Source organism: Flavonifractor sp. An306, assembly GCF_002159455.1.
GTDB lineage: Bacteria > Bacillota > Clostridia > Oscillospirales > Oscillospiraceae > Flavonifractor.
Map to the genome: position 1 here is coordinate 1 of NZ_NFIQ01000100.1, position 9,686 is coordinate 9,686.

At 51.1% G+C, this 9,686-nt stretch carries 8 protein-coding genes and 3 pseudogenes; 9 read left to right on the forward strand and 2 right to left on the reverse strand.

All coding sequences use genetic code 11. From position 1 onward, the window contains the following. The 9 genes and pseudogenes from B5F88_RS17345 to B5F88_RS17385 all read left to right on the forward strand — a co-directional run. A partial coding sequence (locus B5F88_RS17345) for a DUF4368 domain-containing protein (RefSeq protein WP_140402172.1) occupies positions 1 to 931 on the forward strand: 931 nt, incomplete at its 5' end. 78 nt (positions 932 to 1,009) lie between these two features. Continuing rightward, positions 1,010 to 1,201, forward strand: a complete 192-nt coding sequence (locus B5F88_RS17350; protein ID WP_087348553.1) for a transposon-encoded TnpW family protein — start codon at positions 1,010 to 1,012, stop codon at positions 1,199 to 1,201. Positions 1,202 to 1,335: 134 nt separating this feature from the next. Then, the gene (locus tag B5F88_RS17355; RefSeq protein ID WP_087348555.1) at positions 1,336 to 1,632 is read left to right on the forward strand and encodes a hypothetical protein; all 297 of its coding nucleotides are present in this window, start codon (positions 1,336 to 1,338) and stop codon (positions 1,630 to 1,632) included. A 185-nt stretch (positions 1,633 to 1,817) separates the two neighbouring features. Next, entirely contained in the window at positions 1,818 to 2,651 is an 834-nt protein-coding gene (locus B5F88_RS17360; protein WP_002584969.1) for a methyltransferase domain-containing protein, read from the forward strand. A 131-nt stretch (positions 2,652 to 2,782) separates the two neighbouring features. Then, a complete protein-coding gene (locus B5F88_RS17365; RefSeq protein WP_016147288.1) occupies positions 2,783 to 3,079 on the forward strand; it encodes a DUF3847 domain-containing protein in 297 nt (98 codons plus the stop codon). A gap of 241 nt (positions 3,080 to 3,320) precedes the next feature. After that, positions 3,321 to 3,455: pseudogene (locus tag B5F88_RS20420) on the forward strand (MobA/MobL family protein); the annotation flags it as partial. Continuing rightward, complete coding sequence (locus tag B5F88_RS17375) at positions 3,431 to 4,891, forward strand: AAA family ATPase (protein ID WP_242959860.1); 1,461 nt, start codon at positions 3,431 to 3,433, stop codon at positions 4,889 to 4,891. The pseudogene B5F88_RS20420 and the gene B5F88_RS17375, both read left to right, overlap by 25 nt. Before the next feature lie 89 nt (positions 4,892 to 4,980). Next, positions 4,981 to 6,585: pseudogene (locus tag B5F88_RS17380) on the forward strand (type IV secretory system conjugative DNA transfer family protein); the annotation flags it as partial. 4 nt (positions 6,586 to 6,589) lie between these two features. Beyond that, positions 6,590 to 6,850 carry a helix-turn-helix domain-containing protein gene (locus B5F88_RS17385; RefSeq protein ID WP_087348562.1) on the forward strand — a complete coding sequence of 87 codons (261 nt, stop codon included), beginning with the start codon at positions 6,590 to 6,592 and terminating at the stop codon, positions 6,848 to 6,850. A 188-nt stretch (positions 6,851 to 7,038) separates the two neighbouring features. On the opposite strand, the gene B5F88_RS17390 is transcribed toward B5F88_RS17385, so the two are convergent. Both B5F88_RS17390 and B5F88_RS20820 read right to left on the reverse strand, forming a co-directional pair. Beyond that, complete coding sequence (locus tag B5F88_RS17390; protein WP_087348565.1) at positions 7,039 to 8,826, reverse strand: transposase; 1,788 nt, start codon at positions 8,824 to 8,826, stop codon at positions 7,039 to 7,041. Positions 8,827 to 9,275: 449 nt separating this feature from the next. Beyond that, a pseudogene (locus tag B5F88_RS20820) lies at positions 9,276 to 9,686 on the reverse strand (hypothetical protein); the annotation flags it as partial.

Sequence of the window (9,686 nt, forward strand, 5' to 3'; positions counted from 1 at the left end):
GGAAAACGCGCCCGTCAGACGCCCCAACGGGGACGGGGAAATCCACCCTTTGTCGGGCTTGCTTTTCTGTAAAGATTGCGGCGCAAAAATGCACATCCGCATAGATTACAGAAACGGCGGCAAGCGGCACGTTGCCTATTGCAGCGAGTACCACAAGGGGAAAGCCAAAAACCCCAAGTGCCATTCCCCACACATCATTGACGCTGACTTGCTTATGCAGACCGTCGCGGAAGTGCTGAAGAAAATCGAGGACTACTCTATCAGCAACCGGGCGGAGTTTGAAGCCTTAGTGAAAAAGAACCTTGCCATGCAGCAGACCGACCAGACCAAGAAACAGCAGAAACGTATCCCGCAGATCACGACACGCCTTGAACAGATTGACAAGGTGCTGAATAAGCTCTATGAGGACAATGCCCTCGGCACTATCCCGCAAGACCGCTATGAGCAAATGTCGCAGAAGTATTCGGAAGAATACTACACATTGAAAACGGAGCTTGCCACACTCCAAGAGCAGCTATCCGCTTTCGAGAACGCGGGAGGGCGGGCGCAGAAGTTTTTGAAGCTGACGGAACGCCATGCTGCCTTTACCGACCTCACCCCCGCCATTCTCAACGAGTTTATCAGCCGGATTGAAGTGCATGAACGCGACCAGAAAAGGGCGAGATACGCAATCCAGCACATCAGCATATATTTCAACTATATCGGCAGATTTGAGAACGAAGTAACGCAGCTTGCAGAGCCGACAGAGCAGAAAATCCGGCAAATGCGGGAGGAAATCGAAGAAGCCAAAAGGGAAAAGAGCCGCGCCTACCACCGGCAGTATTCAAGGGAGTACCGGGCGCGAAACCTTGAAAAGCAGCGGGAGTATGACCGTATCAAGGCGCGGGAATACCGGGCAAGGAGAAAGGCACAGGCTGCCGCCGCACAGTAAAACAGAATAACCGACAACCAAGAGGGATTTTCCGGCTACGGGAAATCCCTCTTTTGCGCCCGGAGAAAGGAGCCGCCTATGGCAGAACAGACCCCCGACAGTATCATCACGACCCAGAGGAACGGGCAGACCATTGTTGCAGAGTTGTTTTTCAATCACAGCAGCACAGAAACATTCCGCGACAAGCTGCTCAAAACGATACTTGCCGACAGTTCGCGTTTATCCGCGTCTGACGGTCAAGAGCCGGAAAAAACAGAAATCTTGCGATAACAGCCGCCCCGACGATACATTCCCCGTCCGGGCGGTTTTTATCGTCAAAAATGCTGTTTTCTCCAAGTCAAGAGCCGGAGAAAACACCCGAAAAATGCCCCTATTGCGTGACAAGGGCATGGAAAGGAGCTTGTATGAGAACAGGGCTTACCAAGCAGGAAAAGACCACCGATATTTGGTTTGACGAGAAAGACCCCCTTATCCATATCCGCACCCACAACACCGCCTTGAAAAAGCGTCTGCTTGCATACAGCCGCCGTTATCCGGCAATCTGCCAGCAGACCGACGCAGACCCGGAAACGGGCTGCATGGAGTTTGACATTGAGAAAGGCCGCTTCTCTTTCCGTCTGACCGCCCCATACAGTGAGGAACGGCGGGAAGCGGCGCGGCGGTACGCCAGAGAGAGCAACGCCGCCGACAGGCTGAAATAGAGTGGAAATGTTCATAGTTTTGTGCTATACTTTTTCTAAAAGCAGAGTAATACTGCGGAATTGATTGGAGGACAACACAATGGTTACATTTATGAGATTAAGATAAAACCGCGAGTTATGTTGCGGTTATCCGTATTGCATAACTCGCTTATTGAAGCAGAGATGTAATTACGGAGGAAAAACAAATGAATAATAATTTATCACGCTTTGCAGACAGCAAGGTTTATTTTCAATGCCCAATTTGCACAAAATCAATGGATATACAAGGCAATAGCCTAATTTGTAGACATGGACATTGCTTTGATATTTCAAGATATGGGTATGTAAATTTGTTGTTAAAATCATCGCCCAAAACCAACTACAGCAAGCGGTCTTTTGACAACCGGCACCAAATTTTGGAGTATGGCATGTATGATGTTGTGTTGGAGAAAATCATACAGTTTATTTCTGATACGCCATCTATAAGAAACATTTTAGATGTTGGTTGCGGCGAGGGTTTCTATGCAAGGCAGATACAGCAAAGAACAGAACGAAACATCTTTGCCTTTGACTTGTCAAGGGAGGCAATACAGATTGCATCAAAAAAAGACAAGCGCAAAGCAGTGAAGTGGTTTGTTACTGACTTATCAAAAATCCCTTTGAAAGACGGAAGTATGGATTGTATTTTAGACATATTTTCGCCTGCACACTACAAAGAATTTCAGCGATTGCTATCTCCTAACGGATATGTTGTGAAAGTAATTCCTACGAAAAATCATTTGAGGGAAATCAGGACTAAAGTGCAAGCACACTTGAAAAATCCAGATTATTCAAATGAGTCTGTCGTTGAATATTTTGAGAAATATCTTAAAACCATTTCAAGAGAAACGGTTTCAGCCACCGTACAGTTGTCATCAGAACAAAGAATGTCGTTTATTGAAATGACGCCGCTTCTCTTTTGCGTTGAAAAAGATTGCGTTGATTGGCGTACTCTCACACATTTGACAATCGAAGCTGATGTTTTAATAGGAATGTATTAAAGGGCGTATTGATATTTAATATTCCCATTTATTGAGCAGAACGGAGTAAACCAAACACCCTAATCAAAAGGACAGCCGAGGAAATCGACTGTCCTTTTTCTATGCCGACAGGTAGAAAGGAGTGACCACCCATGACGAAACCGAGAGAAAAAAACCGCGAGGAATTGCAAGCCGAGATTGAGGACGGGAAGAAGAAAATCCGGCAGCTTGAAAACCGGGAAAAGGTGTTGCGGCAAAAGTTATCCCAAGAGGAACGCAGGACGCGCAGCCATCGGCTGATCGTCCGGGGTGCGGTCTTTGAGAGCATTGTGCCGGAAGCCAAGACCATGACCGACGAGGAAGCCGCCGCCTTTCTCCGGCTTGCCTTGACGAGCGAGGAAGCGCGGGCTTATCTGAAAAAACGCACCAAGGGCGGGAAAAGCGAATAATCCCTTTGGCACAAAGGGCGCACTTATACACCCTTACGGGTGCGTGCGCTCTGCCGAGGGCTTGTCGGCACAGAGAGAAAGCCGCTTGCTTCCCTCTCTGACCGACATTGGCGGCTTTGCCGCAACAAGGGGCTGCACCCCTTGCGCCGCTTACGCGGCTATCCCTGCACACCCACAAAAACAGTACACCCGCCGTTGGCGTCTGTACCATTTTTGCGGGTTTTATTATCCTATCCGGGAGGTGATACCCATAGCCATCTACCATTGTAATATCAGCATTGTCAGCCGGGGCAAGGGCAAATCAGCCGTTGCCGCAGCCGCCTACCGAAGCGGCGAAAAGTTGACAAATGAGTGGGACGGAATGACCCACGACTACCGCGCTACGCCCACAGCAAAGGAACGGCGGGAAACTTCCGGCTTGATGTGAAAGGCAGCGACAAAGCCTTTAACTTCTGTTACCGGGGCGAGGGCGAAAGATTGTTTGTCTTTGAAGCACCCATTGACCTGATCTCTTTCCTCTGCCTGTTCAAAAAGGAATGGCAGAAGCAAAGCTACCTGTCATTGGGCGGCGTGGGAGAAAAAGCCCTGCTCCGCTTTCTCTCTGACCGTCCGAACATCAAGACCGTTTACCTCTGCCTTGACAGCGATGAAGCCGGGAACGACGCTTGCAGCCGCCTTGTAAAGCTCATGCCGGAGGGCTATACCGTCCACCGGCTTATCCCTCTTTTCAAGGATTGGAACGAGGTATTGCAGCACCGGGCAGAAATCACAGACGGGAAGTATATCCGGGAAGCTGTTTACGGCTTGAAAGAGCCGCCGCAGGAAGAAACCGTCGAGATTATCCGCATGAGCGAGGTTGACACGCAGACCGTTGAATGGCTATGGGAGCCGTATATCCCGTTTGGGAAAGTAACCATTGTGCAAGGCAACCCCGGCGAGGGCAAGACCACCTTTGCCCTACGCCTTGCCGCCGCTTGTACCAACCGCAAGCCGTTCCCCCACATGGCAGCGCATGAGCCATTCAATGTGATTTACCAGACCGCCGAGGACGGTTTGGGCGACACCATCAAGCCCCGCCTTATGGAAGCCGAAGCAGACCTTGACCGTGTTCTTGTCATTGATGAGAGCAAGCAGGGGCTTTCCCTTTCCGACGAGCGCATAGAGAGAGCTATCCGGCAGACCGGGGCGCGGCTGATTATCCTTGACCCCATACAGGCGTACATGGGCGAAAAGACCGACATGAACAGGGCAAACGAGGTGCGCCCCATGTTCCGCCGCCTTGCCGATGTTGCCGAGCGTACCGGGTGCGCCGTTATCCTTATCGGACACTTGAATAAAGCCGCCGGAGGACAGAGCGCATACCGGGGCTTAGGTTCTATTGACTTCCGCGCCGCAGCAAGGAGCGTCCTGCTGATTGGGCGCGTGAAGCGGGAGCCAAATGTGCGCGTTATCGTCCATGACAAATCTTCCCTTGCGCCGGAGGGCAAGCCCGTTGCCTTTTGCCTTGACCCGGAAACGGGCTTTTCGTGGATAGGCGAGTATGACATTACCGCCGACGAGCTGCTATCCGGCGCGGGCGGCAACACGGCCACCAAGACCGAACAGGCGGAACGGCTGATACTTGACCTGCTTGCAGACGGGAAAGAGCTTGCCAGCGAGGAAATTGTAAAGGCCGCAGCCGAAGCCGGAATATCTGAAAGGACGGTGCAGAACGCCAAGCGCAACATGGGCGGTGTTTTGGATGCAAGGCGCGTCGGCGGTCAATGGTACAACTTCATCAAGAAGAAGCAGCCGCCCGAACCCGCAAGCTGAAAACGCAAAGTGCAGACCCTTTGCGCTTTGCACTTTCGCGCTTTCACTTTGATTGTGCGTCAATAACTCAAAATAGCACTTGACAAAACGCTTCATGGGCCACGGAGAAGGAAATCCGCAAGAGCTACCGGCGGGTACCCTTCCGACCGGCCCTGTGGAGAAAGGGAGAGCAGCTCCCAGAGGCCCAGGGCCTGGTGCTGGGCTGTGTTGGGAAAAAGGACAGGCTGGCCGCTCTGGTGGACTGTGATGACATCCACTGCCTGATGATCGGCGCCTCCGGTGTGGGCAAGACGGCTTACTTTCTGTACCCCAACATGGAATATGCCTGTGCCAGCGGCATGAGCTTTCTGGCCCTGGATACCAAGGGAGATCTGGCCAGAAACTACGGCGCCATTGCCACCCAATACTACGGCTACCAGGTGGCGGTGGTGGATCTGCGCAACCCCACCCGCTCGGACGGCTACAACCTGCTTACCCTCATCAACCACTACATGGATGTGTGCCGGCAGGAGCCGGACAATCTGGCGGCCCGGGCCAGGTCCGAGAAGTACGCCAAGATTTTATCCAAGACCATCATCAATCCCGAGGGGGAGAGCTTTGCCCAGAACCAGTATTTCTACGACGCCGCCGAGGGCGTACTCACCGCGATCATCCTGCTGCTGGCCGAATACCTTCCGCCCAAGGAGATCGACGGAGCACTCCGGGAACGGAGGCACATCGTATCCGTGTTCAAGCTGGTGCAGGAATTGCTGGCTCCCAGCATGGTGCCGGGGAGAAACGAGTTTCAATTCCTCATGGACCACCTGCCGGAGGAGCACAAGGCCAAGTGGTTCTCCGGCTCTGCCCTCAACGCCGCGGAACAGTCCATGGCCTCCGTCATGTCCACCGTCCTGGCCCGGCTCAACACCTTCCTGGACAGTGAGCTGGAGCAGGTGCTGTGCTTTGACAGCGCCATGGATGCGGAGAGTTTTGCATCAAGGAAGTCTGCCATTTTCTTGATCTTGCCCGAGGAGGACACCACCAAGAACTTCATGGCCGGCCTGATGATCCAGACATTGAGCCGGGAGCTCTTTTCCGTAGCGGACGAGCACGACGGAAAACTGCAGAACCGGGTGGTGTTTTTCTGCGACGAGCTGGGCACCATGCCCGCCTTTGACATCCTGCCCCTCTTCTCCGCCGGCCGCTCCAGACGACTCACCCTGGTGCCCATCATTCAGTCCCTGGCGCAGCTGGAAAAGAACTACGGAAAAGAGGGGGCGGAAATTATCCAAGACAACGTGCAGGACACCATCTTCGGCGGCTTTGCCCCAAGCAGCAAAACCGCCGAGGCCCTGTCCAAAGCCCTGGGCAACCGCACGGCTATGAGTGGAACTATTACCAGAGGCAAGAACGATTCCGGGCAGTCCCTGCAGATGATTCAGCGCCCGCTGATGACCCCGGACGAGCTCAAATCGCTTCCCAAGGGTCACTTTATTGTCATGAAAACCGGCACTCACCCCATGCGCACCCGGCTGCGACTGTTCCTGGAGTGGGGCATTACCTTTGGAAAGCCGTACCAGGTGCCGGAGAAGGCTGCCCGGAAGGTGTACTATGCAGACAAAAAGGAATTTCTGCACGCAGTCCTGCCAGAGTTTCCGGTTATCACAAATAGCTTGCAGCAGAAAGGCTATCATACGCCAAGAAGGGACAGATGAAACTATGAGTTACTTCAATGAAATCTATGGTGACCCCGAACTGAGCAGCAAAGCGAAAATGGTGCTGCTTTATCTCCACGACCGGGCCAACCAGAAGGGCGAAAGCTGGTACGCCATCAATACCATTGCTAAAAACCTGTGTCTTTCCCGTTCCTCGGTCAAGCGGGCAATGAGCGAACTGATCCAGCGGGGGAAAATTAAGAAGCGGGCCAGGTTCCGAGAAAATGGCGGAAACACATCCAACCTGTATTCATTAATCGTATGAGTGATATCTCCCGCCCCCTTCGGCCAGTTCATATTTTATTTCAAAATGTCTATTTCTCTCGCAGACTGTCCGAAAACACCTGGCCTGGAGTGTAGAAAAAAGCGTGTTCAAACTGTTGATTACCAACAGAATGAACACAGTGCTGTGCGCGGATTGGCAGAAACGGCAGTCGTAACAAAAGCGAGGTCTTACCCAGCTCTGATGATTTGCATCAATCTGTCTGTTCCCAAAAGATTGACCGCCCGTCTAAAGTTGTACGCAAGGAAAGAAAGCCCGGTTTCAGCCGCTACCTTGACCTTCCCCTTGGTCAGCAGATAGTTGGCCCCGTGCCATCTCTTTACAGTCCCGTATGGGTGCTCCACGATGGTGTTACGCTTTCGCAGATGCTGTTGGTTTGGATAGAACCGAAGAATTATGGCCTCCTCCCATGGACCCTCGCCTGGCGGTATCGTGATTGGTCGGAAAGAAAGATTCGTTCTGCGCGTGATCAGTCCACAGGCTGCTCTTTGATAAAATGTTTCCTGTTTTCTGATCTCGCCCTCCTTGAAAGTGATTGTCCTGGTCTGGGCAAGAGTACATCGATTGTTGCATTTTTTGCACGCAGCAAGTCTGCGGTACCGGCGGTCAGATGGATCTTTCTTATGGCCGCTCTTTTCTGAGCCATCATAGAGAAGTGTCTGCCCCATTGGACAGGTGACCGTATCGCTTTCCAAATCTCGTTCGAAATAATCTTGTAGTGGAGGTTGCCATTCAACGAGGACTTTCTCACGGTCCAGTCCGCCTCTGGCTTTCATTTCTGCGCGCGATACGATCTCTCCTGTCTTTTTGTCCATGTAAAGAGATGAGCCAAACGCCCGACGCTTGTAAACCGTCATTTCCAGATCTTCTCGCTGAAGAACTCGAGGCAGGACTCCCGCAGAAACACACTGCATGAGAATATTAGGGTCTTTTGAAACAAGCATTTCCTCTGTAATGTCGGTTTCCGTCTTCCGAAAACGGAAGATTCTGCACCTCGCTCCCTTGTTAGGATGCGTCGTCGGAGTATCACCATTCAAAAGGCATTTCCATATAACTTCCGTGTTGGCGTAGCCTCTATCCGCGATACCTTCGATGTTTTCTACCTCCAACGCATTCTTGGCTCCAGTGATCCCAGTTTCAAGGAGATCCCAGTCAACACATTCCTCAGTCACATCGTAATAAACAATAATATGGTTTTCCGTTTCTACTGCCGTTTGGACATTATAGCACGGGCGGATACCATCGCCAGACTTCATGACCCGACATTCAGGGTCCGTCGTGCATATCTGGTTTTCTCCGCTTGTTTCTATCTGCGCCAGCGCGTCAGTAAGTTGGAGTTTTCGCCGATTAAGATAGTCAAGAACTCCAGTAATATCCTCTTTGCTCAAGGCCCCCGGCTTGGCCTCCTTTTTGTCACATTCGTCCAGCGCTCTCATATAGCGTTCGACTCTCTCATCTATCTCTCGGATCATTCTGGGGACACTGCTGCTGAGATAGCTCTTATTATCGGCATTCACGGCTCTGAACTTCGAACCATCAATCACTACGGACTCGCGCGACAATAGCCCAGCGCGGTTGCAGAGTTTCACGAATGCTGTAAAAACTTCTTTTATCGCTTTTGCATTGTCTTTTCTGAAATCAGCAATACACCGAAAGTCAGGGACTACCGTCCTCAGCAACCACATGACTTCAACATTTCGGCTGGCCTCCTTTTGCAGGCGGCGGGACGAACGGATGTGATTCAGGTATCCGTACACATAGAGTTTCAACATATCACGGGGGTCATACCCGGGGCGCCCTTCTTTGGCTGGTTCAGCCTTAAATCCCATCTCTCCAATGGCAAGAGAGTCAATGAACGCATCAATTACTCGAACCTCATTGTTTTCATCGACATAATCATCGAGTGTGTTTGGAAGGAAAATAAGCTGACCGCGATCCGCACCTTGTATATAACCCATGTGTGTCACCTCTATTGCGGTTTTTACACAAGTATTATACCATATATTGTGTCAAGATACCAGATTCACTTGTAGTTTTCGGACAGTCTGCTCGACTTCAGACGCTTTTTCCGGTATCATTTGTTTGCGGAACTATAATAGCACAGGAAGGAGAACAAGCCATGGCACAACTGCCTGTTACAAAGTGTCAGTACTGTGGATCCGAAGATATCGGGGAGGGCTGGCAGCACGGTGAAGCTCTGGTGACCTTCAAGTATCACGGAATGCTTGGAAACCGTTTGAAGTATCTCATCTGTCGGAAATGCGGTGCGGTGCTGTACCAGTGTGTGGCTGAACCCCACCGCTTCCCGCCCGCAAAATAGTATAAGATCCTTGTATCTATATGTGTGGTCAAAAATAGTAAAAAGGGCCCCCTCCGCAGCAGCGGAGGGGGTGAGGCATACGGTACATTATTCAACTTTATATCCATCAAAGACATCCCATGACGAATCGCCACGAATGTATCGGGTATGCGAATAAATAGCCCCCGGCAAAACATATCCGACCGCATTTTCAGGATTAAAAGCGTCCTCCATTGGATGGTATTCGCCGCAATGATATGTCATAGTCGGAATTGAAATATAATAGGCATCATATACGGCATCGGGCGTATCCATATCAGAATATACGAGGATCATACTTTGACCATCCTGAGAAACGCTTACATCCGTCCCGGCAGTCCCCTGAACTGCACCAGTTGTCCCGGATACTTTAATAAAATCCACGCTGAAAATGATTTCTTTCTCTGATAAATCGTAGCAAAATAGACCATCAGTCCCGTAAAAAATGATAAAATCATCATTTTCAAACGCAAGGTTGAA

Excerpts from the sequence above, each read along its gene's own strand:
- B5F88_RS17390 (WP_087348565.1), bottom strand. The coding sequence starts at position 8,826 with ATGGGTTATATACAAGGTGCGGATCGCGGTCAGCTTATTTTCCTTCCA.
- B5F88_RS17350 (WP_087348553.1), top strand. The coding sequence starts at position 1,010 with ATGGCAGAACAGACCCCCGACAGTATCATCACGACCCAGAGGAACGGG.
- B5F88_RS17355 (WP_087348555.1), top strand. The coding sequence starts at position 1,336 with ATGAGAACAGGGCTTACCAAGCAGGAAAAGACCACCGATATTTGGTTT.
- B5F88_RS17365 (WP_016147288.1), top strand. The coding sequence starts at position 2,783 with ATGACGAAACCGAGAGAAAAAAACCGCGAGGAATTGCAAGCCGAGATT.
- B5F88_RS17385 (WP_087348562.1), top strand. The coding sequence starts at position 6,590 with ATGAGTTACTTCAATGAAATCTATGGTGACCCCGAACTGAGCAGCAAA.
- B5F88_RS17360 (WP_002584969.1), top strand. The coding sequence starts at position 1,818 with ATGAATAATAATTTATCACGCTTTGCAGACAGCAAGGTTTATTTTCAA.